Annotated in this window: 40 protein-coding genes; all 40 read left to right on the top strand. The window is 33.3% G+C overall.

Annotated elements, in window-relative coordinates:
* Window positions 1-19 precede the first annotated feature (19 nt).
* The 40 genes from fusA to CLAU_RS09210 all read left to right on the top strand — a co-directional run bounded on the left by fusA (window position 20) and on the right by CLAU_RS09210 (window position 25010).
* Window positions 20-2089 carry an elongation factor G gene (fusA, locus tag CLAU_RS09405; RefSeq protein ID WP_013240694.1) on the top strand — a complete coding sequence of 690 codons (2070 nt, stop codon included), beginning with the start codon at window positions 20-22 and terminating at the stop codon, window positions 2087-2089.
* Window positions 2090-2128: 39 nt separating this feature from the next.
* Window positions 2129-3322 (top strand): elongation factor Tu, encoded by a 1194-nt coding sequence (gene tuf / locus CLAU_RS09400; RefSeq protein ID WP_013240693.1) that lies wholly within the window; start codon window positions 2129-2131, stop codon window positions 3320-3322.
* A gap of 347 nt (window positions 3323-3669) precedes the next feature.
* Window positions 3670-3978: a 30S ribosomal protein S10 gene (gene rpsJ, locus CLAU_RS09395; RefSeq protein WP_011988802.1), complete on the top strand. Its 309-nt coding sequence runs from the start codon at window positions 3670-3672 to the stop codon at window positions 3976-3978.
* Window positions 3979-4047: 69 nt separating this feature from the next.
* The gene (rplC, locus tag CLAU_RS09390) at window positions 4048-4677 is read left to right on the top strand and encodes a 50S ribosomal protein L3 (protein ID WP_013240692.1); all 630 of its coding nucleotides are present in this window, start codon (window positions 4048-4050) and stop codon (window positions 4675-4677) included.
* Between the two features lie 24 nt (window positions 4678-4701).
* Window positions 4702-5322, top strand: coding sequence for a 50S ribosomal protein L4 (gene rplD / locus CLAU_RS09385; protein WP_013240691.1), 621 nt, complete (start codon window positions 4702-4704; stop codon window positions 5320-5322).
* A complete protein-coding gene (rplW, locus tag CLAU_RS09380; protein WP_013240690.1) occupies window positions 5322-5621 on the top strand; it encodes a 50S ribosomal protein L23 in 300 nt (99 codons plus the stop codon). The genes rplD and rplW overlap by 1 nt, the downstream gene beginning before the upstream one ends.
* A gap of 54 nt (window positions 5622-5675) precedes the next feature.
* Window positions 5676-6509 (top strand): 50S ribosomal protein L2, encoded by an 834-nt coding sequence (rplB, locus tag CLAU_RS09375; RefSeq protein WP_013240689.1) that lies wholly within the window; start codon window positions 5676-5678, stop codon window positions 6507-6509.
* Between the two features lie 111 nt (window positions 6510-6620).
* Window positions 6621-6917, top strand: a complete 297-nt coding sequence (gene rpsS, locus CLAU_RS09370) for a 30S ribosomal protein S19 (RefSeq protein ID WP_013240688.1) — start codon at window positions 6621-6623, stop codon at window positions 6915-6917.
* A gap of 21 nt (window positions 6918-6938) precedes the next feature.
* On the top strand, window positions 6939-7274 hold the full coding sequence (gene rplV, locus CLAU_RS09365; protein WP_013240687.1) for a 50S ribosomal protein L22: 336 nt from the start codon (window positions 6939-6941) through the stop codon (window positions 7272-7274).
* Between the two features lie 18 nt (window positions 7275-7292).
* Window positions 7293-7964: a 30S ribosomal protein S3 gene (rpsC, locus tag CLAU_RS09360; protein ID WP_013240686.1), complete on the top strand. Its 672-nt coding sequence runs from the start codon at window positions 7293-7295 to the stop codon at window positions 7962-7964.
* A gap of 17 nt (window positions 7965-7981) precedes the next feature.
* Window positions 7982-8425, top strand: a complete 444-nt coding sequence (rplP, locus tag CLAU_RS09355; RefSeq protein ID WP_013240685.1) for a 50S ribosomal protein L16 — start codon at window positions 7982-7984, stop codon at window positions 8423-8425.
* On the top strand, window positions 8415-8627 hold the full coding sequence (rpmC, locus tag CLAU_RS09350; RefSeq protein WP_013240684.1) for a 50S ribosomal protein L29: 213 nt from the start codon (window positions 8415-8417) through the stop codon (window positions 8625-8627). Before rplP ends, rpmC begins: the two co-directional genes overlap by 11 nt.
* 20 nt (window positions 8628-8647) lie before the next feature.
* Window positions 8648-8902, top strand: coding sequence for a 30S ribosomal protein S17 (gene rpsQ, locus CLAU_RS09345; RefSeq protein WP_013240683.1), 255 nt, complete (start codon window positions 8648-8650; stop codon window positions 8900-8902).
* Between the two features lie 28 nt (window positions 8903-8930).
* On the top strand, window positions 8931-9299 hold the full coding sequence (gene rplN, locus CLAU_RS09340; RefSeq protein WP_013240682.1) for a 50S ribosomal protein L14: 369 nt from the start codon (window positions 8931-8933) through the stop codon (window positions 9297-9299).
* A gap of 18 nt (window positions 9300-9317) precedes the next feature.
* A complete protein-coding gene (rplX, locus tag CLAU_RS09335; RefSeq protein WP_013240681.1) occupies window positions 9318-9635 on the top strand; it encodes a 50S ribosomal protein L24 in 318 nt (105 codons plus the stop codon).
* Between the two features lie 22 nt (window positions 9636-9657).
* Window positions 9658-10203 carry a 50S ribosomal protein L5 gene (gene rplE / locus CLAU_RS09330; protein WP_013240680.1) on the top strand — a complete coding sequence of 182 codons (546 nt, stop codon included), beginning with the start codon at window positions 9658-9660 and terminating at the stop codon, window positions 10201-10203.
* Between the two features lie 12 nt (window positions 10204-10215).
* Window positions 10216-10401, top strand: coding sequence for a type Z 30S ribosomal protein S14 (locus tag CLAU_RS09325; RefSeq protein ID WP_013240679.1), 186 nt, complete (start codon window positions 10216-10218; stop codon window positions 10399-10401).
* Window positions 10402-10433: 32 nt separating this feature from the next.
* A complete protein-coding gene (rpsH, locus tag CLAU_RS09320; RefSeq protein ID WP_013240678.1) occupies window positions 10434-10832 on the top strand; it encodes a 30S ribosomal protein S8 in 399 nt (132 codons plus the stop codon).
* Window positions 10833-10905: 73 nt separating this feature from the next.
* Window positions 10906-11448, top strand: coding sequence for a 50S ribosomal protein L6 (rplF, locus tag CLAU_RS09315; RefSeq protein WP_013240677.1), 543 nt, complete (start codon window positions 10906-10908; stop codon window positions 11446-11448).
* 18 nt (window positions 11449-11466) lie between these two features.
* Entirely contained in the window at window positions 11467-11826 is a 360-nt protein-coding gene (rplR, locus tag CLAU_RS09310) for a 50S ribosomal protein L18 (RefSeq protein ID WP_013240676.1), read from the top strand.
* A gap of 15 nt (window positions 11827-11841) precedes the next feature.
* Window positions 11842-12339 (top strand): 30S ribosomal protein S5, encoded by a 498-nt coding sequence (gene rpsE / locus CLAU_RS09305; RefSeq protein ID WP_013240675.1) that lies wholly within the window; start codon window positions 11842-11844, stop codon window positions 12337-12339.
* 12 nt (window positions 12340-12351) lie between these two features.
* Window positions 12352-12531 (top strand): 50S ribosomal protein L30, encoded by a 180-nt coding sequence (gene rpmD / locus CLAU_RS09300; protein WP_023162486.1) that lies wholly within the window; start codon window positions 12352-12354, stop codon window positions 12529-12531.
* A 22-nt stretch (window positions 12532-12553) separates the two neighbouring features.
* On the top strand, window positions 12554-12994 hold the full coding sequence (gene rplO, locus CLAU_RS09295; protein ID WP_013240673.1) for a 50S ribosomal protein L15: 441 nt from the start codon (window positions 12554-12556) through the stop codon (window positions 12992-12994).
* A 1-nt stretch (window position 12995) separates the two neighbouring features.
* On the top strand, window positions 12996-14276 hold the full coding sequence (gene secY, locus CLAU_RS09290) for a preprotein translocase subunit SecY (protein WP_013240672.1): 1281 nt from the start codon (window positions 12996-12998) through the stop codon (window positions 14274-14276).
* A 25-nt stretch (window positions 14277-14301) separates the two neighbouring features.
* Window positions 14302-14955, top strand: coding sequence for an adenylate kinase (locus CLAU_RS09285; protein ID WP_013240671.1), 654 nt, complete (start codon window positions 14302-14304; stop codon window positions 14953-14955).
* A 308-nt stretch (window positions 14956-15263) separates the two neighbouring features.
* Window positions 15264-15482, top strand: coding sequence for a translation initiation factor IF-1 (infA, locus tag CLAU_RS09280; protein WP_013240670.1), 219 nt, complete (start codon window positions 15264-15266; stop codon window positions 15480-15482).
* A gap of 15 nt (window positions 15483-15497) precedes the next feature.
* Window positions 15498-15611 carry a 50S ribosomal protein L36 gene (gene rpmJ, locus CLAU_RS09275; RefSeq protein ID WP_007062395.1) on the top strand — a complete coding sequence of 38 codons (114 nt, stop codon included), beginning with the start codon at window positions 15498-15500 and terminating at the stop codon, window positions 15609-15611.
* A gap of 187 nt (window positions 15612-15798) precedes the next feature.
* Window positions 15799-16176 carry a 30S ribosomal protein S13 gene (rpsM, locus tag CLAU_RS09270; RefSeq protein ID WP_013240669.1) on the top strand — a complete coding sequence of 126 codons (378 nt, stop codon included), beginning with the start codon at window positions 15799-15801 and terminating at the stop codon, window positions 16174-16176.
* Window positions 16177-16193: 17 nt separating this feature from the next.
* The gene (gene rpsK, locus CLAU_RS09265; RefSeq protein ID WP_013240668.1) at window positions 16194-16592 is read left to right on the top strand and encodes a 30S ribosomal protein S11; all 399 of its coding nucleotides are present in this window, start codon (window positions 16194-16196) and stop codon (window positions 16590-16592) included.
* A gap of 21 nt (window positions 16593-16613) precedes the next feature.
* Window positions 16614-17234 (top strand): 30S ribosomal protein S4, encoded by a 621-nt coding sequence (gene rpsD, locus CLAU_RS09260; protein ID WP_013240667.1) that lies wholly within the window; start codon window positions 16614-16616, stop codon window positions 17232-17234.
* A gap of 62 nt (window positions 17235-17296) precedes the next feature.
* Window positions 17297-18244 (top strand): DNA-directed RNA polymerase subunit alpha, encoded by a 948-nt coding sequence (locus CLAU_RS09255; protein WP_013240666.1) that lies wholly within the window; start codon window positions 17297-17299, stop codon window positions 18242-18244.
* Between the two features lie 56 nt (window positions 18245-18300).
* On the top strand, window positions 18301-18642 hold the full coding sequence (gene rplQ / locus CLAU_RS09250; RefSeq protein ID WP_013240665.1) for a 50S ribosomal protein L17: 342 nt from the start codon (window positions 18301-18303) through the stop codon (window positions 18640-18642).
* Window positions 18643-18736: 94 nt separating this feature from the next.
* The gene (locus tag CLAU_RS09245) at window positions 18737-19582 is read left to right on the top strand and encodes an energy-coupling factor transporter ATPase (RefSeq protein ID WP_013240664.1); all 846 of its coding nucleotides are present in this window, start codon (window positions 18737-18739) and stop codon (window positions 19580-19582) included.
* Complete coding sequence (locus CLAU_RS09240) at window positions 19567-20421, top strand: energy-coupling factor transporter ATPase (RefSeq protein ID WP_013240663.1); 855 nt, start codon at window positions 19567-19569, stop codon at window positions 20419-20421. The genes CLAU_RS09245 and CLAU_RS09240 overlap by 16 nt, the downstream gene beginning before the upstream one ends.
* A gap of 12 nt (window positions 20422-20433) precedes the next feature.
* Window positions 20434-21243 (top strand): energy-coupling factor transporter transmembrane component T family protein, encoded by an 810-nt coding sequence (locus tag CLAU_RS09235; RefSeq protein WP_023162484.1) that lies wholly within the window; start codon window positions 20434-20436, stop codon window positions 21241-21243.
* Window positions 21243-21977 (top strand): tRNA pseudouridine(38-40) synthase TruA, encoded by a 735-nt coding sequence (gene truA / locus CLAU_RS09230; protein ID WP_013240661.1) that lies wholly within the window; start codon window positions 21243-21245, stop codon window positions 21975-21977. The genes CLAU_RS09235 and truA overlap by 1 nt, the downstream gene beginning before the upstream one ends.
* 184 nt (window positions 21978-22161) lie before the next feature.
* Window positions 22162-22596: a 50S ribosomal protein L13 gene (rplM, locus tag CLAU_RS09225; RefSeq protein WP_013240660.1), complete on the top strand. Its 435-nt coding sequence runs from the start codon at window positions 22162-22164 to the stop codon at window positions 22594-22596.
* Between the two features lie 25 nt (window positions 22597-22621).
* Window positions 22622-23014, top strand: coding sequence for a 30S ribosomal protein S9 (gene rpsI, locus CLAU_RS09220; protein ID WP_013240659.1), 393 nt, complete (start codon window positions 22622-22624; stop codon window positions 23012-23014).
* A 200-nt stretch (window positions 23015-23214) separates the two neighbouring features.
* Window positions 23215-23850: an N-acetylmuramoyl-L-alanine amidase CwlD gene (gene cwlD / locus CLAU_RS09215; RefSeq protein WP_081442111.1), complete on the top strand. Its 636-nt coding sequence runs from the start codon at window positions 23215-23217 to the stop codon at window positions 23848-23850.
* A gap of 365 nt (window positions 23851-24215) precedes the next feature.
* The gene (locus tag CLAU_RS09210) at window positions 24216-25010 is read left to right on the top strand and encodes a gamma-glutamyl-gamma-aminobutyrate hydrolase family protein (RefSeq protein WP_013240657.1); all 795 of its coding nucleotides are present in this window, start codon (window positions 24216-24218) and stop codon (window positions 25008-25010) included.
* Window positions 25011-25167: the final 157 nt, after the last annotated feature.

The following is a 25167-nucleotide window of genomic DNA, read 5'->3' as shown; positions in this document are numbered from 1 at the left end:
TTGCGAGGAGGAAATTTAAGTGGAAAGAGAATATCCGCTAGAGAAGTTCCGTAATATAGGAATAATGGCACATATCGATGCCGGAAAAACTACTACTACGGAGCGTATACTCTTCTATACGGGAATAACCCATAAAATAGGAGAAGTACATGATGGTGAAGCTACAATGGATTGGATGGCTCAGGAGCAAGAAAGAGGAATAACTATAACTTCTGCTGCTACTTTTTGTAAATGGAAAGGCCATGCAATAAATATAATAGACACACCAGGACACGTAGATTTTACAGTAGAAGTTGAAAGATCACTTAGAGTTCTTGATGGAGCTGTTACTGTTTTAGATGCCAAAAGTGGTGTTGAACCACAAACAGAAACTGTATGGAGGCAGGCAGATAATTACGGTGTACCAAGAATGGTTTATGTAAATAAAATGGACTCAGTAGGAGCAGATTTTTACATGTGTATAAATACTTTGAGAGAAAGATTACACTGTAATGCAGTTCCTATCCAAATCCCAATTGGAACAGAAGATAAATTTAAAGGTATAGTAGATCTTATTAGAAATGAAGCTATAATATACGAAGATGATCTTGGAACTGTTATGGATGAAGTTAAAATACCTGATGAATTAGCAGATAAGGCAGAAGAGTATAGGACAGCTTTAATTGAAGCAGTAGCTGATGTAGATGAAGATTTAATGATGAAATATTTAGATGGAGCAGAAATAACACAAGAAGAAATAGTAGCTGCTATGAGAAAAGGTGTTATTGAAAATAAAATAGTTCCAGTTTTATGCGGATCTTCTTATAAGAACAAAGGCGTTCAGCCAATGATAGATGCTGTAGTTGATTTTATGCCATCACCTCTTGATGTACCACCTGTAAAGGGTACTAATCCGGATACTAAAGAGGAAGAAGAAAGAGTAGCTGATGATAATGCACCATTAACTGCATTGGCATTTAAAATTGCTACAGATCCTTTTATAGGAAAATTAGCATTTACAAGAGTTTACTCAGGAATTATGAAGAGTGGTACTTATGTATATAACTCAACAAAAGGAAAAAAAGAAAGAATTGCAAGACTTGTAAAGATGCATTCAAATCATAGACAGGAAGTTGACGAACTTCGTGCAGGTGATTTAGGTGCTATAGTAGGATTGAAAGATACTACTACAGGTAATACTCTTTGTGATGAAAACAGTCCTATAGTACTTGAAAGTATGGAATTCCCTGAACCAGTTATACGTGTAGCTATAGAGCCAAAGACAAAGGCTGGTCAGGAGAAAATGGGTATAGCTTTAGCTAAACTTGCTGAAGAAGATCCAACATTTAAAACTTATACAGATCAAGAGACAGGTCAAACAATTATAGCAGGTATGGGAGAACTTCACTTAGAAATAATTGTTGATAGACTTCAAAGGGAATTTAAAGTAGAATGTAATGTTGGTGAGCCACAAGTTGCCTATAAAGAGACTATTAGAAAAACTGTTAAAGCACAAGGTAAATTTATTAGACAGTCTGGTGGACATGGACAATATGGTGATTGTTCCATAGAAATGTCACCTTCAGAAGAAGGATATACATTTGAAAATGCCATTGTAGGAGGAGCAATTCCTAAAGAATTCATTGGACCAGTTGATAATGGAATTCAAGAAGCTGCTCAAAATGGTGTAATTGCAGGATATGAAACTATAAACTTTAAAGTTAAGTTATATGATGGATCTTATCATGATGTAGACTCATCAGAAATGGCATTTAAAATAGCTGGATCTATGGCATTTAAGAATGCTATGAATAAAGCAGACCCAGTTTTACTTGAGCCAATGATGAAAGTTGAAGTTACAATACCAGAAGAGTATATGGGAGATGTAATGGGAGATATAAATTCCAGAAGAGGAAGAATCGAAGGAATGGATCCAAGATCAGGAGCTGAAATTATAAGAGCTTTTGTTCCATTGTCTGAAATGTTTGGATATGCTACTACACTTAGATCTAGAACACAAGGTAGAGGAGTTTATTCAATGACATTTGACCATTATGAAGAAGTGCCAAAGAGTATTCAAGAGAAAATTGTAGGAGAGAGAAATAGCTAATTTTAATTAATATATTAGTGTATTTAAGGAGGAAGAGTAATGTCAAAAGAAAAATATGAAAGAACCAAACCACATGTAAACATAGGAACAATAGGACACGTAGACCATGGTAAGACAACATTAACAGCAGCAATAACAATGGTATTGTCAAAAGAGGGAAAAGCAGCAGCAACAAAGTATGATGAAATAGATAAAGCACCAGAAGAAAAAGAAAGAGGAATAACAATAAATACAGCGCATGTAGAATATGAGACAGACAAGAGACACTATGCTCATGTAGACTGCCCAGGACATGCAGATTATGTAAAGAACATGATAACAGGAGCAGCACAGATGGATGGAGCAATCCTAGTAGTAAGTGCAGCAGATGGTCCAATGCCACAGACAAGAGAACATATATTGTTAGCAAGCAGAGTAGGAGTACAGTATATAGTAGTATTCTTAAATAAGTCAGACCAGGTAGATGATCCAGAATTACTAGAATTAGTAGAGATGGAAGTAAGAGAGTTATTAAGTGAGTATGGATTCCCAGGAGACGACGTACCAATAATAGTAGGAAGTGCATTAAAGGTATTAGAGAACCCAGATGATCCAGAAACAACAAAATGCATACATGAATTAATGGATGCAGTAGATGAATATATACCAACACCAGAAAGACCAACAGATAAAGACTTCTTAATGCCAATAGAAGATGTATTCACAATAACAGGAAGAGGAACAGTAGCAACAGGAAGAGTAGAAAGTGGAGTATTAAAAATCGGAGACGAATTAGAGATAGTAGGATTAAAGGAAGAAAAGAAGAAGACAACATGTACAGGAGTAGAGATGTTTAGAAAACTTCTAGACCAGGCAATGGCAGGAGATAACATCGGAGTACTATTAAGAGGAATACAGAGAGATGAAGTAGAAAGAGGTCAAGTACTAGCAAAACCAGGAACAGTACATCCTCATAAGAAATTTGTAGGTCAGGTATATGTACTTAAGAAAGAAGAAGGCGGAAGACATACACCATTCTTCAATGGATACAGACCACAATTTTACTTCAGAACAACAGATGTAACAGGATCAATCGCTTTACCAGAAGGAGTAGAAATGGTAATGCCAGGAGACCACATAGACATGAACGTAGAACTTATAACACCAGTAGCAATGCATGAAGGATTAAGATTTGCAATAAGAGAAGGCGGAAGAACAGTTGGTTCAGGTGTTGTTACTACAATAACTGAGTAATTAAACTAGAAATATATTGCTTGTAAAATTTACTAAATATGTTGTATTAAAAGGGAAAGAGTGCACTCTTTCCTTTTTAATAGGCAGAAATATAAATTTTTACTTGTCATGTATATAAATTTATTGTATAATTAAGAAGTTGTGATGTTATAACAGCGATGAGGCAAGAGGTTGCCGGGCTTCCGGGTAATTCTTGACTGAGTATGCCTAGGTCTTGAACTTAGGCGACGGTGATTTTGTAAAGACAGTGCTTTCATAAAATAAAAGAAACGCCTGGAACAGTTTACAGAATATATCCGCTGTTGTACGTAAGAAGCATAGCGTGCATGAAAAGGAGGGAAATAACAATGGCAAAACAAAAAATTAGAATAAGATTAAAGGCTTTTGATCATACAATATTAGATCAATCATCTGAAAAGATAGTAGAAACTGCTAAGTCCACAGGGGCAAAAGTAGCAGGACCAGTACCACTGCCTACAGAAAAAGATGTGGTTACAATTTTGAGAGCCCCACATAAATATAAAGATTCAAGAGAACAATTTGAAATAAGAACTCATAAAAGATTGATAGATATAATAAGCCCATCACCAAAAACTGTTGATGCGTTAATGAGACTTGACTTACCAGCAGGTGTTGATATTGAAATAAAATTGTAATAAGTGGTTTATTACTAACTATTATGACCGTTTTGGCGATCCGCTAATATGTTTAGGAGGTGTATGTAAATGAAAAAAGCTATATTAGGTAGAAAGCTTGGTATGACTCAAATATTTAATGAAAATGGAAAGGTAATTCCTGTTACAGTAATTGAAGCAGGACCTTGTGCTGTTATACAGAAGAAAACTGTAGAAAAAGATGGATATGAGGCTGTACAGGTTGGTTTTAGCGATATAAGAGAAAAGTTGGTAAACAAACCAATGAAGGGACATTTTGAAAAAGCAGGAGTTACATTAAAGAGATTTATAAAGGAATTCAAACTTGAAAATGCTAGTGAATACAAGGAAGGCCAGGAAATAAAGGCAGATGTTTTCACAGCAGGAGATAAAGTTGATGTATCTGGAGTTTCTAAAGGTAAGGGATTCCAAGGTACAATAAAAAGATGGAATGCTCAAAGAGGACCAATGTCCCATGGTTCTAAATTTCACAGGGCACCAGGTTCAATGGGAGCTTGCTCAGATCCGTCCAGAACATTCAAGAATATGAAAATGGCAGGACATATGGGAAATAGAAACACAACAGTGTTAAATTTAGAAGTTGCAAAAGTTATTCCTGAGAAAAACATTATTTTAATAAAAGGTGGAGTACCGGGACCTAACAAAGGACTTGTAGCAATAAGAAATACAGTTAAGGCTTAGTCTTAGTAGAAAGGAGGATGCAGAATGCCTAAAGTAGGATTATTTAATAAAGAAGGTCAAAAAGTAGAAGATTTTGAATTATCAGATAAAGTATTTGGAGTTGAAGTAAACGAAAATGCTGTTCATCAAGTAGTTGTAGCATTACTTGCTAATAAGAGACAGGGAACTCAGTCAGCAAAGACTAGAGCTGAGGTTTCTGGAGGTGGAATTAAACCATGGAGACAAAAGGGAACAGGTAGAGCAAGACAAGGATCTATAAGAGCACCACAATGGATTCACGGTGGTATAGTTTTTGCTGTAAAACCTAGAGACTATAGAATTTCACTTACAAAATCAGTTAAAAGAGTAGCTATGAAATCAGCATTGTCAAGTAAAGTAGCAGATAACGAAATGGTTGTTTTGGAAAACTTAGAATTAGAAACTCCAAAAACAAAAGAAATAGTAAAGATGTTAGACGCATTCAATGCAAAGAAGGCATTGATTGTTACAGCTGAATCAAATAAAAACGTATATGTATCAGGTAGAAATATACAGGGCGTATCAGTTATACCTGTTAACAATTTAAATGTTTATGATTTATTAAAGTATGAAAAACTTATAATAACAAAGGACGCTGTATCAAAAATTGAGGAGGTGTATGCATAATGAAATATACTAATTATGATATCATAAGAAGGCCTGTTGTAACAGAAAAGAGCATGGCTGGTATGAATGAGAAGAAATACACCTTTATAGTTGACATACATGCAAACAAATCAATGATAAAGAAAGCTGTAGAAGATGTTTTCGGAGTAAGCGTTGAAAATGTAACAACAGCAAGATATATAGGAAAGAAAAAAAGAGTTGGCGTTCATATTGGAAAAAGAGCGGATTTCAAAAAAGCTATTGTAAAACTTAAAGAAGATAGTAAGACAATAGAATTTTTTGATGGAATGGAACAATAATTAAAGCAGTTATTGGAGAAATCCAGATAAGCGAAAAAAGGAGGGAATACCGTTATGGCAGTTAAAGGATTTAAACCTACTACACCTTCAAGAAGGAATATGACTGTAAGTACATTTGAAGAAATAACTACAGATGTACCAGAAAAATCACTTCTTGCAGCTTTAAAAAGAAGTGGTGGTAGAAATGCTCACGGTAAAATAACAGTTCGTCATATAGGTGGCGGGGCAAAGCAAAAGTATAGATTAATAGATTTTAAGAGAAATAAAGATGGTATACCAGCAAAAGTTGCTACTATAGAATATGATCCTAATAGATCAGCTTATATAGCTTTGGTAGTTTATGCAGATGGAGAAAAGAGATATATAATAGCTCCAGTTGGATTAAAAGTTGGAGATGCTGTAGTTTCAGGACCAGATGCAGATATAAAAGTTGGAAATTGTTTGCCATTAGTAAATATACCTGTTGGTACTATAATTCATAATGTAGAATTACAAGCAGGAAAGGGAGCACAACTTGTAAGATCTGCAGGAGCTTCAGCTCAGCTTATGGCTAAAGAAGGAAAGTATGCAACATTAAGACTTCCAAGTGGCGAGATGAGACATGTAAGAATAGCATGTAGAGCTACAATTGGAACAGTTTCAAACTTAACTCATGAGATAGTTAATATAGGTAAAGCAGGAAGAAAGAGACATTTAGGAGTAAGACCTACAGTTAGAGGTTCTGTTATGAACCCTAATGACCATCCACATGGTGGTGGTGAAGGTAAGGCTCCAGTAGGTCATCCAGGACCACTTACTCCTTGGGGCAAACCTGCATTAGGATATAAGACTAGAAAACATAATAAGTATTCAGACAGATTTATAGTTAAGAGAAGAAATAGTAAATAGTTTGAAGAGAATATATGTTCTCTTCACTGATTTCTATTTAATAAACTAGTCGCTTTTAGCTATAAACAAAAAAGTTATATCATGCAAATTGTATGAAGGGAGGCAAAATGAATGAGCAGATCAGTAAAAAAAGGACCTTATGTCCAAGAAGCACTTTTAAAGAAAATAAATGAATTAAATAAAAATGGTGAGAAGAAAGTTGTAAAAACTTGGTCAAGAAGTTCAACGATATTTCCTCAGATGATAGGTCACACTATAGCAGTTCATGATGGAAGAAAGCATGTTCCTGTATATATATCAGAGGATATGGTAGGACACAAATTAGGAGAATTTGCACTAACTAGAACATACAGGGGACACGTTGCAGACAAAACTGAAAAAACAACTCGTGTTGCTTCTCAAAAGTAGTTAGGAAGGGAGGTAGAATAAATGGAAGCTAAGGCTATAGCTAGATATGTTAGAATGTCTTCAATGAAAGTAGGAGTTGTACTTAATTTAGTTAGAGGTAAAAATGTAAATGAAGCTTTTGCTATATTAAAATATACTCCAAGAGATGCAGCTGTAGTGGTTAATAAAGTTCTTAAATCAGCAGTTGCTAATGCAGAGAATAATTTGGATTTAGATAAGGATAATCTATATGTTTCAGAAGCTTATGCTTGTGAAGGCCCAACATTAAAGAGATTTCAACCACATGCTCAAGGTAGAGCATTTAGAATAAATAAGAGAAGTAGTCATATAACTTTGGTAGTTAAGGAAAGAGAGTAATAAGAAGGAGGGAAACAGATGGGACAGAAAGTACATCCACATGGCCTAAGAGTTGGTGTTATTAAAGAATGGGATGCTAAATGGTATGCAGATAAGAAAAATTTTGCAGACAATATAGTTGAAGATAATAAAATTAGAAAATTTGTAAAAGAAAAAACTGCTATTGCTGGAGTTTCAAAGATTCAAATTGAAAGAGCAGCAAAAAGAGTTAAGCTAAATGTATTTACAGCAAAACCTGGAATGATAATAGGAAAAGGCGGCCAAGGAATTAATGCTTTAAAAGCTGAAATTCAAAAAATGGTTACTGAAAAAACTGTGCTTATAAACATTGTTGAAGTAAAGCAGGCAGAAGCTGATGCTCAGCTTATGGCAGAAAATGTAGCTTTGCAATTGGAAAAGAGAATTTCCTTTAGAAGAGCTATGAAACAAACAATACAGAGAGCTATGAAGTCTGGCGTTAAGGGTGTTAAGACTACATGTTCAGGAAGACTTGGTGGTGCAGAAATTGCAAGAGCTGAGTCATACCATGAAGGTACAATTCCACTCCAGACATTAAGAGCCGACATAGATTATGGATTTGCAGAAGCAAATACCACATATGGTAAAATAGGTGTAAAAGTATGGGTATATAGAGGAGAAGTGCTCCCTGCTAAAAAACCTGTTGAAAACAAGGAAGAAGTTAAAGCATAGGGAAGGAGGAATAGCATATGTTAATGCCTAAGAGAGTTAAGCATCGTAAAGTACAACGTGGTAGAATGAAAGGCAAAGCTACAAGAGGTAATTTTATAGCATATGGAGATTACGCTATACAGGCTACAGAATGTGCATGGATAACAGCAAATCAGATAGAAGCAGCCAGAATAGCTATAAATAGATATATCAAAAGGGGAGGAAAACTTTGGATAAAGATTTTCCCAGATAAACCAATTACAGAAAAACCTGCTGAAACACGTATGGGATCAGGTAAAGGATCACCAGAATATTGGGTAGCAGTTGTTAAACCAGGTAGGGTATTATTTGAACTATCAGGTGTTCCTGAACCAGTAGCAAGAGAAGCAATGAGGCTTGCATCACATAAATTGCCTATAAAGACTAAGTTCGTTACAAGAAAAGATTTTGAAGAAGTGGGTGGTGAAAGCAATGAAGGCTAGAGAATTGCAAGAGTTAAGACAAAGCAGCACTCAAGATTTACAGGCAAAAGTACAAGATCTTAAGTCAGAATTGTTTAATTTGAGATTTCAGTTGGCTACAGGTCAATTAGAAAATCCAATGAGAATAAAGGAAGTCAAAAAATCTATAGCCCAAATTAAAACCATCCTTAGGGAAGAAGAGCTAAGATCATTTGAACAATAGTTTGAAAGGAGGTTTATTCTGTGGAAAGAGGATACAGAAAGACAAGAACAGGAAGAGTTATCTCAGATAAAATGGATAAAACTATAGTAGTTGCAGTTGAAACTAAAGTACGTCATCCACTGTACGGAAAAACAGTTAACAGAACTACTAAATTTAAAGCTCATGATGAAAACAATGAAGCAAGGAATAATGATAGAGTATTAATAATGGAAACAAGACCTTTATCAAAGGATAAAAGATGGAGACTTGTGGAAATAGTAGAAAAGGCTAAATAGTATAATAGCTGAAAGGAGGGTATTTTCAATGATTCAGCAACAGACATTATTGAAAGTTGCAGATAATTCCGGAGCTAAGGAAATTATGTGTATAAGAGTTTTAGGTGGATCCAAGAGAAAATGGGGAAACATCGGTGATACAATAGTTGCTAGCGTTAAAAGTGCAACACCAGGCGGTGTTGTTAAAAAAGGAGAAGTCGTAAAGGCTGTTATCGTCAGATCTGTAAGAGGACTTAGAAGAGCAGACGGTTCATATATAAAGTTTGATGAAAATGCTGCTGTTATAATAAAAGATGATAAGCAACCAAAGGGAACTCGTATCTTCGGACCAGTTGCGAGAGAGCTAAGAGATAAAGATTATACAAAAATATTATCACTAGCGCCTGAAGTTCTATAAGATAAGGAGGTGGCTATAATGGCAAAGGTACACGTTAGAAAAAAGGATACAGTCATGGTTATATCCGGTAAAGATAAAGGAAAAACAGGAGAAGTTTTAAAGGTTATGCCTAAAACAGGTAAAGTCATTGTTAAAGATGTTAATGTAGTTTCAAAACATCAGAAACCAAATAAGCAAAATATGCAGGGCGGCATAATTAAAAAAGAAGCTCCTATATATAGCTCAAAAGTAATGTTATATTGTGACAAATGTAAAAGTGTAACTAGAATAAGTCACAAAATATTAGATGATGGAACAAAAGTAAGAGTATGTAAAAAGTGCGGAGAAACATTTTAATCTTTGAAAGGAGGGCAAAAATATGAGTTCAAGGTTACAAGAGAAATATGAAAAGGAAGTTATTCCTGCTTTAATGGATAAGTTTAAATATAAGAACATAATGCAGGCACCAAAACTTGATAAGATAGTTATAAATATGGGTGTAGGAGAAGCTAAGGATAATCCAAAGGTTTTAGAATCAGCAGTTAGTGACTTAACTTTAATTACAGGACAAAAACCAGTTTTAACTAGAGCAAAAAAATCTATAGCAAACTTTAAAATAAGAGAAAATATGGCTATAGGATGTAAAGTTACTTTAAGAAAACAATATATGTATGAATTTGCAGATAAATTAATTAATATAGCACTACCAAGAGTTAGAGATTTCTCAGGAGTTCCAGATAAGTCTTTCGATGGTAGAGGAAATTATTCCATAGGAATTAAAGAGCAATTAATATTCCCTGAAATAGAATATGATAAGATAGACAAAGTCAGAGGTATGGATGTTATCTTTGTCACTACTGCAAATACTGATGAAGAAGCAAGAGAGTTGCTTAAACTTCTTGGAATGCCATTTGCTCAAAAATAAGGAGGGAAAAACGTGGCACGTAAAGCTTTGATAGAAAAGTGGAAAAAAGAACCTAAATATCCAACAAGGGCTTACACAAGATGTAGAATATGTGGAAGACCTCATGCTGTATTAAAAAAATATGGTATATGTCGTATATGCTTTAGAGAACTTGCGTATAAGGGTGAAATACCTGGCTGCAGAAAAGCAAGTTGGTAAATGTTAGTTATTGATGAAAGGAGGCACAATAAATGGTAATGACTGATCCTATAGCAGATTTGCTTACTCGTATAAGAAACGCAAATATTGTTAGACATGAAATAGTAGAAGTACCTTCTTCAACTATTAAGAAGGCACTATTAAATATAATGCTTCAAGAAGGATATATAAAGAATGTAGAGGAATATACAGATGGTTCTGTAAATATGATAAGACTTTCAATGAAGTATGGTAAAGATAAAGAAAGGGTTATAACAGGACTCAAGAGAATATCTAAACCTGGATTAAGAGTTTATTGTAGAAAAGAAGAAATTCCTAAGGTTTTAAATGGACTTGGAGTTGCAGTAATATCAACATCTAAAGGAATTGTTACAGATAGAGACGCAAGAAAATTAGGAGTAGGTGGAGAAGTACTTTGCTACATATGGTAGTTTTAGAAATGAACTAAGATTAGTAGTAAATGATATTTATTATGAACCTATTAGGAATACAGGAGGTGTAATGATGTCAAGAATAGGAAAGCTTCCAATAGCTATTCCAAGTGGTGTCACCTTTACAGTAACACCAGACAACGTTGTTACTGTAAAAGGACCTAAAGGCCAACTTGTAAAGGCTATGAGAAAAGATATGAATATTGCTGTTGAGGATAACTCAATAGTAGTTAAAAGAAATAATGATGAAAAAGAATCTAGAGCTCTTCATGGATTGACTAGAGCATTAATAAATAATATGGTTATTGGTGTAACTGAAGGATATGCAAAGACATTAGAATTAGTAGGTGTTGGTTATAGAGCTCAGTTACAAGGAAAAAAGTTAGTTTTAAACTTAGGATTTTCACATCCAATTGAAGTAGAGGCAGTTGAAGGAATAACTTTTGAAACACCTGCACCTACAAAAGTTATAGTAAAAGGTATCGACAAAGAATTAGTAGGCGATGTCTCAGCAGATATAAGAAATTGGAGAAGACCTGAACCTTACAAGGGAAAAGGAATTAAGTATGAAAATGAAGTTATAAGACGTAAAGAAGGAAAAACAGGTAAGAAGTAGTAGAAAGGAGTGAACCTTATGTTTAAAAAAGATGATAAGAAAAAACTAAGATCAAAGCGTCATCTTAGAGTTCGTAGAAAAATTTCTGGAACAAATGAAAGACCAAGACTTGCAGTATATAGAAGTGCAAAAAATATATATGCTCAAATAATAGATGACGTAAAGGGAACAACTCTAGTTTCTGCTTCAAGTGTAGATAAGGATTTTCAAGGAGTTGGAAGTAATAAAGAAGCAGCAAAAGTTGTTGGTCAGACAATAGCTAAGAAAGCTATTGAAAAAGGAATCAAAGAAGTAGTTTTTGATAGAGGCGGATATATATATCATGGAAGAGTACAGAATCTTGCTGAAGGTGCAAGAGAAGCTGGCTTAGAATTCTAATAAGGAGGGAAATAAATGAGAATCGATCCTAGCGCTTTAAATCTTAAAGAGAAGGTTGTATTCATAAACAGAGTTGCTAAGGTTGTTAAAGGTGGTAGAAATTTTAGATTTAGTGCCCTAGTTGTAGTGGGAGATGAAAATGGCCACGTAGGCGTAGGAACTGGAAAATCTATAGAAATACCTGAAGCAATCAGAAAAGGAATAGAAGATGCTAAGAAGAATTTAATCGAAGTTCCAATTATAGGTACAACAGTACCTCATAGTATAGCTGGTCAATTTGGAACAGGAAGAGTACTTATAATGACAGCTCCTGAAGGTACTGGAATTATAGCCGGTGGACCTTCTAGAGCAGTTCTTGAACTTGCAGGATTAAAGGATGTTAGAGCAAAATCAGTTGGTTCTAATAATCCAAGAAATATGGTAAATGCTACTATTGACGGTTTATCAAGATTAAAGACAGCAGAACATATAGCTAGTCTTAGAGGAAAAACTGTCGAAGAGATTTTAGGTTAGGAGTGAATGACCTTGGCTAAACTTAAAATAACTCTAGAAAAGAGTTTAATAGGAAGAAAAAAAGATCATATAGCAACTGTAAATGCTCTTGGATTAAGAAAAATAGGAAAAGTTGTAGAGCATGAGGATAATCCTCAAATCAGAGGAATGATCCAAAAAGTTAGCTATCTTTTAAAGGTAGAAGAGGCATAATACAAAGGAGGTGTAAGTACGAATGAAACTTCATGAATTAAAACCAGCAGAAGGATCAAGAAAATCACCAAAAAGACTTGGAAGAGGTACTGGTTCTGGTTGGGGAAGAAATGCTGGAAAAGGTGAAAATGGACAGAAAGCTAGATCCGGTGGTGGAGTAAGAATAGGATTTGAAGGCGGACAGATGCCATTGTATAGAAGACTTCCTAAAAGAGGCTTCACTAATATATTTGCAAAACAATATTATGAATTAAATGTTGAAAGATTAAATGCATTTGAAGATGGAACAGAAATTACTCCAGAATTACTTTTAGAGAAAAAGGTAATTAAAAAGTCTAAAGATGGTTTAAAAATACTTGGGAATGGTGAATTGCAAAAGAAACTCACAGTAAAAGCAGCTAAATTTACTAAAACTGCAGTGGAAAAGATAGAGGCAGCTGGAGGAAAAGTAGAGGTGATATAAAGTGCTATCAACCTTGCGTAATGCTTGGAAAGTTCCTGAACTAAGGAAAAGATTGCTATTTACTTTATTTATGATAATAATTTTTAGAATGGGAAATTTTATTCCTGTTCCAGGAATTGACACTACAAAGTTAAGTAGTTTAACTAGCAATGGCTCGTTGTTTGGCTTTTATGATCTTCTAGCAGGAGGAGCATTTAGCAGATTTAGTATATTTGCTATGGGAGTTATTCCATTTATCAATTCCTCCATCATATTCCAACTTCTTACAGTCGCTTTGCCTCGTTTAGAGCAATTATCTAAAGAAGGAGAAGAAGGTAGAAAGAAGATACAGGAATACACTAGATATGCTTCAGTACCACTAGGTGTAATTCAAGGAATAACCATATATGTTATTATAAATAGAGCAGGTGCACTTGCAAATCCATCTGATAAATTCAATATATTTATGATAATATTTACTGTGACTGTAGCGTCAACTTTTCTCATGTGGTTTGGTGACCAGATTACTGAGCATGGTATTGGAAATGGAATATCTCTTATAATATTTATAAACATTATTTCGAGATTTCCTTCTGCAGTATCTGGAATTTTCAAAATGCAACAAGTTGAAACTGTTAACTTTGTGGAAGTAATAGGACTTGCAGCAGTTATATTCTTGCTATTTTTAGGAGTTGTAATTTCAAGTTTATCTGAAAGAAGAATCCCTATACAGTATGCAGGGAAAACAAATGCAGGAAGAATGTATAAAGGGCAATCCACTAATATTCCAATCAATGTAAATGGAGCAGCTGTTATTGGAATCATATTTGCCATATCAGTTATGCAGTTTCCAATGACTATAGGGCAATTTTGGCCGGACTCAGCTTTTAACAAGTTTATAACAGGAAGTGTGTATAGTCCATTTAAAGAAAGCAATTGGACATATTTAGTGCTTTATTTCTTGCTTACAATTTTCTTTACATGGTTTTATACCGAAGTTACTATGAAGCCAGAAGAAATGGCCGAGAATATGAATAAGTCTTCAGGATTTATACCTGGCATAAGACCAGGAGAACCTACGGCTGTATTTATTGAAAGAGTTTTAGCCAGAGTGTCAGTATTAGGAGGAGCTTTTGCAGGAATAATAGCAATATCCCCTATAGTAGCAGAAACGTATACTAGTTTTAAAGGCATATATTTTGGCGGAACAGGGCTGTTAATTATAGTAAATGTAGCTATTGAAACCATAAGGCAATTACAATCGCAACTAGTAATGCGTCATTATCATGGATTTTTGAATTGATAAAATATTTTTGGAGATGGTGCTGTTGAGAATAATTTTATTAGGTCCTCCAGGAGCTGGAAAAGGGACTCAAGCTAAATTTATTAGTGAAGAATATTCCATACCTCATATATCAACTGGAGATATTTTTAGAAAAAATATTTCAGAGAAGACTCCACTTGGAGTTGAGGCAAAAAAGTATTTAGATAACGGACAATTAGTACCAGATGAGGTTACTATAAATATAGTTAAAGATAGATTAGGCAAGGATGATTGCAAAGAAGGATTTTTATTAGATGGATTTCCTAGAACCGTAAATCAAGCTGAAGCTCTAGACTTATTTTTAAATAATAAAGGGCAAAAGATAGATACAGCTCTCCTTATAGATGTTCCTAAAGAATTAATTCTTGAAAGAATGACAGGTAGAAGAGTTTGTCCATCTTGCGGCGCAAGTTATCATGTAAAATTTAATCCTACTAAAGTTGAGGGCAAGTGTGATGTGTGTCATAATGATGTTATACAAAGAAAAGATGATACTGAGTCAACTGTTAAAGATAGATTAGATGTATATGATAAGCAAACTCAACCTCTGATTGGGTACTATAAAAAGCAGAAAGCACTTTCTATAGTAGACGGAACTGGAGAAATAAATGAGGTCTTTCAAAGAGTAAAAGAAAGTTTAAAATCTATTTGTAAATAATTTGACACAAATAGAGATAGATATGCTGGAACCTGTAAGTTGAAAACCAAGCAAAAGCTGATGATACAGTAAAATCTAGAATAACTACTGAATAATTGGATAGAATTTCAGAGGAGTACATATTAAGACAACAGTGTTTTAAAAAATACTCCGGAAATATTGACTTTAATTTAAAGTGTTAGTATTATGGATTAATATGGACTGTAAGTATATGAAGCATAATTTACTGCTACGTTGAAAGTGATTATAAGCTCGGTGCTAAACAGATTTTTGCAGTCAGCAATAACAAGGAGGTTTGATTATACCTTATGTCAAAAGATGATGTTATTGAAATTCAGGGTACTGTTTTAGAAGCTTTACCAAATGCTATGTTTCAGGTAGAATTAGAAAGCGGACATAAGATATTAGCACATATATCTGGTAAATTAAGAATGAATTTTATAAGAATATTACCAGGTGATAAAGTTACAGTAGAGCTTTCTCCTTACGATTTGACTCGTGGGAGAATAACTTGGAGAGCGAAGTAATAAGGAGGGTTAGCTATGAAAGTAAGGCCATCAGTTAAGCCTATGTGTGAAAAGTGTAAGATCATAAAGCGAAAAGGAAGAGTAATGGTTATCTGTGAAAATCCTAAGCACAAACAAAAACAAGGCTAAACTAATAAAAAGTAAGTATTAGTAAAACACGTTACTAATACTTAACGTATGATTTATGAGTTAATAACGTTTTAAGGTGCGGCTGCAGCAATGTAAAGTTATTTACTTTGCTGGCTTTAAAGCTTAATATAATATAAATAAAGTAAATTAATCCTTACCAATCAGATTTTAGGAGGTGTAAATTTTAATGGCAAGAATAGCAGGTATTGACCTACCAAAGGAAAAAAGAGTTGAAATAGGTCTAACTTATATATATGGCATAGGGTTATCAACTTCTCAAAAAATTCTAAAAGAAGCTGGAGTAAATCCAGACACTAGAGTTAAAGACCTAACAGAAGAAGAAGTTAACTCTTTGAGAAATTACGTAAAAAATGTAACAATTGAGGGTGACTTGAGAAGAGAAATTGCTCTTAATATAAAAAGATTGATAGAGATAGGTTCATATAGAGGAATAAGACATAGAAGAGGTCTGCCAGTCAGAGGACAGAAAACAAAGACAAATGCAAGAACAAGAAAAGGACCTAAGAAAATGGTAGCAGGCAAGAAGAAAGTAGTAGGAAAATAATATAAGGAGGTAAAAAGATGGCAGCTGGAAAAGTTAGAAAGACAACTAAGAGAAAAAAAGAAAGAAAAAATGTTGAGCATGGTTGTGCACATATAAGATCAACTTTTAATAATTCTATAGTTACAATTACCGATGCTGCGGGAAATACTTTATCCTGGGCTAGTGCAGGTGGTTTAGGGTTCAGAGGCTCTAGAAAGAGCACACCATTTGCTGCACAAATGGCAGCTGAAACATCAGCTAAAGCAGCTATGGAACATGGATTAAAAAGCATCGAAGTATATGTTAAGGGACCTGGTGCTGGTAGAGAAGCCGCAATAAGGTCATTACAGGCAGCAGGACTTGAAGTTACATTGATCAAAGATGTTACTCCAATTCCACATAATGGATGCAGACCACCAAAAAGAAGAAGAGTTTAGTAACGGGAGGTGTAAGTTTTAATGGCAAGATATACTGGATCAGTATGCAGACTTTGCAGAAGAGAAGGCTTAAAATTATTCCTTAAAGGGGATAGATGTTATACAGATAAGTGTGCATTTTCAAGAAGAGGATATGCACCAGGACAACATGGTCAAAGAAGAAAAAAAGTATCAAACTATGGTTTACAATTGAGAGAAAAGCAGAAGGCTAAGAGAATATATGGACTATTAGAAGGACAATTTAGAAAATACTATGAAACAGCTGATAGGAAAAAGGGAATAACAGGTGAAAATTTGTTAGTTTTACTTGAAACAAGACTTGACAATGTAATTTATAGATTAGGATATGGACAGTCAAGAGCAGAAGCTAGACAATTGGTAACTCATGGCCATTTTTTAGTTAATGGAAGAAAAGTGGATATACCTTCTTTTAAGGTATCAGTTAATGATAATATAACTGTAAGTGATAAAAGCAAGTCATCAGAGAAATTTAAAACTTTTGCAGAAAACCCAAAAACTTTACCAAGTTGGTTAGAAGGAAATGTAGAAAATTTTCAAGCAAAAGTTCTTAGACAGCCAACAAGAGAGGATATAGATGTTCCTGTTAACGAAACATTAATCGTAGAGTTATACAGCAAGTAGTTAATATAGAATCAGTTGCCCTCAGAATACATTATTAGATAAATAGAAGGAGGGTTATATTCATGTTAGAAATAGAAAAACCCAAAATAGAATGTGTTGAAACTAGTGAAGATGGTAACTATGGAAAGTTTGTAGTGGAGCCCCTTGAAAGAGGCTATGGTATTACTCTTGGTAATGCACTTAGAAGGATTCTTCTTTCTTCCCTTCCAGGAGTTGCTGCTAATCATATAAAAATAGATGGTGTACTTCATGAATTTTCAACTATTCGTGGAGTAAAAGAGGATGTTGCAGAGCTAATTCTAAATATAAAAGAATTAGCTTTAAAGATGAATGGAGAAGGTCCTAAAACTATATATATAGATGCACAAGGACCAGGAGAAGTTGTTGCAGGAGACATAAAAACAGATGGTGATGTTGAAATAATTAATAAAGACTTACATATAGCTACCTTAGATGATGATGGCAAACTCTATATGGAGATTGCAGTCAACGGAGGAAGAGGATATGTTTCTCAAAGAAAGAATAAGTCTGAAGACATGCCAATAGGTACTATTCCTGTAGATTCAATATATACTCCTATTAAAAGAGTTAATTTTGCTGTAGAGAATACAAGAGTTGGTCAAATAACTGATTATGATAAATTATCATTAGAAGTATGGACTAATGGAACTATATTACCAGATGAAGCTGTAAGTTTATCAGCTAAAATTCTCATAGAACATTTCAAACTATTTATGACTCTTACTGATCATGCTAATAATGTAGAAATAATGGTTGAAAAGGAAGAGGATAAAAAGGAAAAAGTTCTTGAGATGACAATAGAAGAATTAGACCTTTCAGTGAGAAGTTATAATTGTCTAAAGAGGGCTGGAATAAATACAGTTCAAGAGTTAACAGAAAGAACAATGGATGATATGATGAAGGTAAGAAATTTAGGTAAAAAATCCTTAGAAGAAGTTGAGCAAAAGCTTGATGCCTTAGGATTATCATTAAAGCAAAGTGAAGAATAGAATTTGTTAAAATAACGAACGGATAAACTTATTACCTACAGTAAGGAGGGATATAAATGGCACAGTATCGTAAATTAGGACGTCCATCTGACCAAAGAAGAGCAATGCTTAGAAGTCTTGTTACTAACTTTTTGAAGCATGGTAAAATACAAACAACTGTAACTAGAGCAAAGGAAACAAGAAGTTTAGCAGAAAAGATGATTACTCTTGCAAAGAGAGGAGATCTTCATGCTAGAAGACAGGTACTTTCTTTTGTAACTGAAGAAGAAGTTGTAAAAAATTTATTTACAGATATAGCTCCTAAATATGCTGAAAGAAATGGTGGATACACTAGAATGTATAAAATGGGTCCAAGAAGAGGCGATGGAGCCGAATTAGTTATACTAGAGTTAGTATAAAATTAAGGGGATTAAGTAAAGACTAGCTTAATCCCTGTTTTTCTATAAAATGCTGTTTCAATTTTGTTGCTCATCAAATTAGTGAGGTGTTTCTATGGAAAAAGATATGATATTATGTGATAATGTAAGCTATAAATATAAGGACAATGATAATGGAAATGAAAAATTAGCTGTAGATCATGTGAATTTTCAAGTAAAAAAGGGAGAATTCCTTGTAGTGCTTGGAAGAAATGGATCTGGAAAATCTACTATGGCTAAACATATAAATGCTCTTTTAGTTCCAACTGATGGAAAAGTATATGTAGAAGATATAGATACTTCAGATGAAAAAAATACCTGGAAGATAAGAAATAAGGCAGGAATGGTTTTTCAAAATCCAGATAACCAAATAGTTGCTACTATAGTAGAAGAAGATGTTGCTTTTGGACCAGAAAACCTAGGAGTTCCATCAGAAGAAATAAGAGCAAGAGTTGATGAGTGTTTAAAAAGAGTAAATATGTATGAATATAGGAGACATGCACCTCATTTACTTTCAGGTGGACAAAAGCAAAGGGTAGCTATAGCGGGAGTACTTGCTATGAGACCTGATTGTATAATATTTGATGAATCAACTGCAATGCTTGATCCGTCTGGTAGGCGTGAAGTAATGAGTACAATAAAAGATATAAACAGCAAGTACAATATGACAGTAATTCTAATTACACATTATATGGAAGAAGCAGTAGAAGCAGATAGAATAATTGTTATGGATGAAGGTAAAATTATAATGGAAGGATCTCCTAGAAACATATTTAGTCAGGTATCTAAGATGAAAAAAATAGGACTTGATGTACCTCAAATGACAGAATTAGCCTATGAACTTAAGAATAGTGGTGTAGATATTAAACCTGATATATTAACTATAGATGAGATGGTGAATGAATTATGCCGATTAAAATAGAAAATTTAACTCATATATATATGAAAGGTTCACCCTTTGAAAAAAAAGCACTAGATGATATAAATATTGAAATAGAAGATGGAGAATTTGTTGCTTTGATAGGGCACACTGGTTCTGGAAAATCAACACTTATTCAACATATAAATGGACTCTTAAAGCCAAGTTCAGGCAAGATAATAGTAGACGGAGTAGATATTACTGATAAAAAAATAAATTTGAATTTTATAAGAAAAAAAGTAGGGCTCGTATTTCAATATCCTGAATATCAGTTATTTGAGGAAACTATAGAAAAAGACATTGCTTTTGGTCCCAAAAATTTGGGATTGAGTGATGATGATATAAATAAAAGAGTAAAGAGAGCCATGAATATGGTGGGGTTAAAATATGAAGATTACAAAGATAAATCTCCTTTTGAATTAAGCGGAGGACAAAAGAGGAGAGTTGCTATAGCAGGAGTGGTTGCTATGGAACCTAAAGTACTCATATTAGATGAACCAACAGCAGGTCTTGATCCCAAGGGAAGAGATGACATCTTTTCAGAAATAAAAAATTTACATAGAGAATACAATATGACTATAATATTTGTATCTCACAGTATGGAAGATGTAGCTAAGCTGGCTGGTAGAATAATTGTAATGCATCAGGGAAAATGCATACTTGATGGCCCTCCTGAAAAAGTTTTTAATGAGGTTGACACTTTGGAAAGTGTAGGACTTGCAGTACCTCAAGTAACATATATGGTAAAAAAGCTTAGGGAAAAGGGTATAAATATATCAAAAGATGTATTTACAGTAAAGCAGGCAAAAGAAGAAATACTTAAGATATTAAATAAAAGTTAGGAGAGCTAGTAAATGATTAAAGATATTACAATAGGTCAATATGTACCTGGGAATTCTTTTGTTCATAAGTTGGATCCGAGAGTTAAGATATTGATATCTTTAATATATATTGTAGATTTATTTATAGTAAACAGCTTTAAAGGCTATATATTTATAGTATTATTCACTATAATTTCAATACTTATATCTAAGATACAGTTTTCATATATTTATAAAGGACTTAAGCCAATATTCATATTAGTTATTATAACTGCAGTGTTAAATATATTTATGACAACAGGAGTTAATCCACCTTTATTTAAGTGGAAGTTTTTAGTTGTCTACAAAGAAGGATTAGTTATGGCTGCATTTATGGCAGTTAGACTTGTATTTTTAATTATAGGAACCTCATTACTAACATTAACTACATCTCCTATTGAACTCACAGATGCAATAGAAAAACTTTTAAATCCAATGAAAAAAATAGGGGTACCTGCTCATGAATTGGCTATGATGATGACTATAGCACTTAGATTTATACCAACATTAATGGATGAAACAGATAAAATAATGAAAGCTCAAATGGCAAGAGGAGCGGATTTTCAATCTGGAAACATAATTCAGAGAGCTAAGAATCTTATCCCAATCCTTGTGCCACTTTTTATAAGTTCTTTTAGGCGTGCAGATGAACTAGCAATGGCGATGGAAGCTAGATGTTACACAGGTGGAGAAGGTAGGACTAGAATGAAACAGCTTAAGTTAACTAATAAAGACTTTACGGCATCAGTGTGTGTTTTTGCATTGGTGTGTGTGTCCATATTCAGTAGAGTATGGTGGCATTAATGAAGAATGTAATGCTTACAATAGAATATGATGGTACAAATTATTCGGGATGGCAGAGACAGAATAATGCTATGACAATTCAGCAAAGATTAGAGGAAGCTATTAAAAAAATTACAGGGAATTTTTCTGAAGTTATAGGTGCAAGCAGAACTGATGCAGGAGTTCATGCGAGAGGATTTGTATGCAACTTTTTTACTAATAGTAAAATGCCAAGTCCTAATTTTAAAATGGCGTTAAATGGAGTATTACCTAAAGATATAGTTGTATTAAACGCCAGAGAAGTTGATAATAGTTTTCATTCTAGGTATCACAGCTTAGGTAAAAAATATGTTTATACAATAGTAACGGGAAATAATAGGCCTGTTATTGGAAGACAATATGTTTATTACTTTAGGAGAAAATTGGATATTGATAAAATGAAAAATGCATGTAAGTACTTTATAGGTACTCATGATTTTTCTGCTTTTAAGAAAAAAGGAAGTTCTGCTAAATCTTCTGTTAGAACAGTGAAAGAGTTAACTATTGCACAAGAAGACAATTTGATTAAATTTAGTATAGTTGGAGATGGATTCTTGTACAATATGGTAAGGATAATAGTAGGCACTTTGTTAGAAGTAGGGTTAGGAAGGTTTACACCGGAATATGTGAAAGACATCTTAGACTCTAAGGATAGGTCAAAAGCCGGGAAGCCTGTACCAGCCTTAGGCCTTTGTTTGGAAAAAATATTTTACTAGATTGACACACCAGGCACATTGTATTATAATATAAATTGTTTGTATTTTGGATATAAAGGACCCACCAGCCCCGGGTCTTTATATAGAGAATCGTTTATGAAAATTTAGAAGTTTCTTTTTATAGATTAGAAGAAACTAGAATAAGAGAGGAGTTGAAAACCGTTAGTTGTATAACGGGAAAGCCATGAAATCATATATAGCAAAACCTGAACAAATTGAAAGAAAATGGTACATTGTTGATGCTGCAGGAAAGCCCCTTGGAAGAGTAGCAAGTCAAATTGCTTCAATATTAAGAGGTAAAAATAAACCAATATATACACCACATGTTGATACAGGAGATTTTGTAATAGTAATAAATGCAGAAAAAGTAGTTTTAACTGGTAAAAAATTAGATCAAAAGATGTTGAGACATCATTCTTTATATCCAGGTGGATTAAAGGAAATTTCTTATAGAGATGCTTTAGCAAAGAAACCAGAATTTGTATTCCAGGAAGCTGTAAGAAGAATGCTTCCAGATGGTCCACTAGGAAGACAAATGTTCAAAAAGTTAAAAGTATACAGAGGTGCTGAGCACAATCATGAAGCTCAAAAGCCAGAAGTATTAGAATTAAAATATTAGGTTAGAGCTGGAGGGAGGATAAAAAATGGCTAAGGTTCAGTATTTTGGAACAGGAAGAAGAAAAAAGTCAATAGCAAGAGTTAGACTTGTACCTGGAGAAGGTAAAGTAACTATAAATAAGAGAGATATGGATGATTACTTTGGATTGGATACTTTAAAGGTTATAGTTAACCAACCATTGGAATTGACTTCAACTAAAGGAAAGTTTAATGTACTTGTAAATGTTCATGGAGGAGGATTTACAGGTCAGGCTGGAGCTATAAGACATGGAATATCAAGAGCTCTCTTAAAAGCAGATGAAAATTTAAGACCGGAACTTAAAAAAGCTGGTTTCTTAACAAGAGATCCAAGAATGAAAGAAAGAAAGAAATATGGTCTTAAAAAAGCAAGAAGAGCTCCACAATTTTCAAAGAGATAATGTCAGAGTTCAAAATAGCTTATACATACAAAATTTGTGTATGTATAAGCTATTTTTTTATTATTGAAAATAATTTAATAACTTTTTATGTTTTGGGTAAATATATATTAAGGCTCTAAATAATTATAAGGAGTGAGTGTATATTGAACATAAAAAAAGCAAGAGTTATATTGTTGATATTGGCAATATGTAGCATAAATATGGTATGTCCATTTCTAGTATTAGGTAATGAAAATGTTACTAAAGAAAGTAGTACTATACTTATAGATCCTGGTCATGGAGGGATAGATAGTGGAGCAATATCAAAAGATGGAATAATGGAAAAGGAAATAAATTTAAAAATAAGTAATAAACTTAAGGACAAGTTACTAAAAGAGAAGTTTAAAGTTGTTATGACTAGAGAAAAAGATGAGGGTCTGTATACAGATGATGGTAGAATAAGAAAAAAGAAAGTTGAAGATTTAAATAATAGGTGTGAATTGAAAAAAAGTACAAAGTGTAATATGTTTATAAGTATACACTTAAATATGTTCCCTCAGACTAAATACTATGGAGCCCAGGTGTGGTACTCTAAAAATGATAATAGTAAAAAGTTAGCTTATATTCTTCAAAAAAATTTAGTTAATGATCTTGACAAGAACAATAATAGAAAAGAAAAAGCAGCAAAAAATTCTTATAAGGTACTTAGATGTGAAGATACTAGGCCTTCTGTGTTGATAGAATGTGGATTCCTATCTAATGCCCAGGAAAAAAGTAAATTGGTTACGGATGAGTATCAGAGTAAAATAGCAGATTCTATAGCTAGATCAGTGAAAGAATATTATTCTTCTAATTAAATATCAACTAAAATAAAGTAGATTTTGTGATAAGAGCAAAGTCTACTTTATTTTTGCCAAATTAGAAGTAATTTTCATTTTGACAAATATACTGTCAAAATGAGTTTTATTTCTAAAATAAAAGTGAACAGTGTACTGAAAAAATCATAAAAATACTATTGTCATAATGATTTCTCATTATGACAATAGTATTTTTATAGTATGCTCATATGCCTTATATAGTGTAGGATTTATTGTTGGTATAATTATTGCTTGTTTATGAGGTTAGTTAATAAAATGACTAAAGGAGAGGAATTACATTTAATGAATAAATTAAATTGTCATATTTAAAATATATTAATATTTTTTATAGGAGGAAATAAAGTATGAAAACAATTATAGGTATATGTGCAGATTATTGCTATGGGTTGGATGAAATTTATAATGGTCTTGGTAGTAAGTTGAACTGGCAAATTGCAGCAAATGATTTTGTTAAGGTAGTAGAAGAAGTCGGAGGAGTTCCTTTAATTATTCCTGTATTCACCAATAGGGGTAACATTGAAAATGCTATAGATATTGTAGATGGCGTAATTTTTGCAGGAGGAGCTGATATTGAACCAAAGTATTATGGAGAAGAAATAGGACCTGAAATAGGAGAAGTTATTCCAGAAAGGGATGCACAGGAGCTATATTTGGCAAAAAAAATTATTAATAAAAGTAATGTTCCTATTTTGGGTGTTTGTAGGGGATATCAACTATTAAATGTCGCTTGTGGGGGAACACTTTATCAGGATTTGTGCCAAGTTTCATCGAACTTAAAAAACAATTCTACTATAAATCATTCTGTAATAGGTTCGCCAAAGTATAATACTGTACACAAAGTTTTAGTTAATGAAAAGAGCAAATTGCATAAAATTTTAAATAGAAATACACTAGAAGTAAATTCCTATCATCATCAAGCAATAAAAGATGTTGCTAGTATTTTTAATGTTGCTGCAATGTCACCAGATGGAGTAGTAGAGGCTATTGAAATGAAAGAAGATAGGTTTATATTAGGAACGCAATGGCATCCTGAAATGTTAGAAGAAAAACATGGTGAACAGCTCCTTATTTTTAAGGCATTTATAGAGGCATGTAGAAAAAATAAGGTTTCTAGAAAAGGTAAGGTTACTATAGCCTAATTGTATATTTTATGCATAAAGTATATTTAAGTATAATTATGTAGTTTTAACTATATTTAAGTATAAACTATATTTATGATATATTGTTAATCATTATGGTGGAAAGTTCTTAGTTATTACTATGGTATGCTAATTAATATCAAACAACATACAGTTT

Source organism: Clostridium autoethanogenum DSM 10061 (assembly GCF_001484725.1).
GTDB classification, from domain to species: domain Bacteria; phylum Bacillota; class Clostridia; order Clostridiales; family Clostridiaceae; genus Clostridium_B; species Clostridium_B ljungdahlii.
This window is presented reverse-complemented; position numbering and strand designations above follow the sequence as displayed.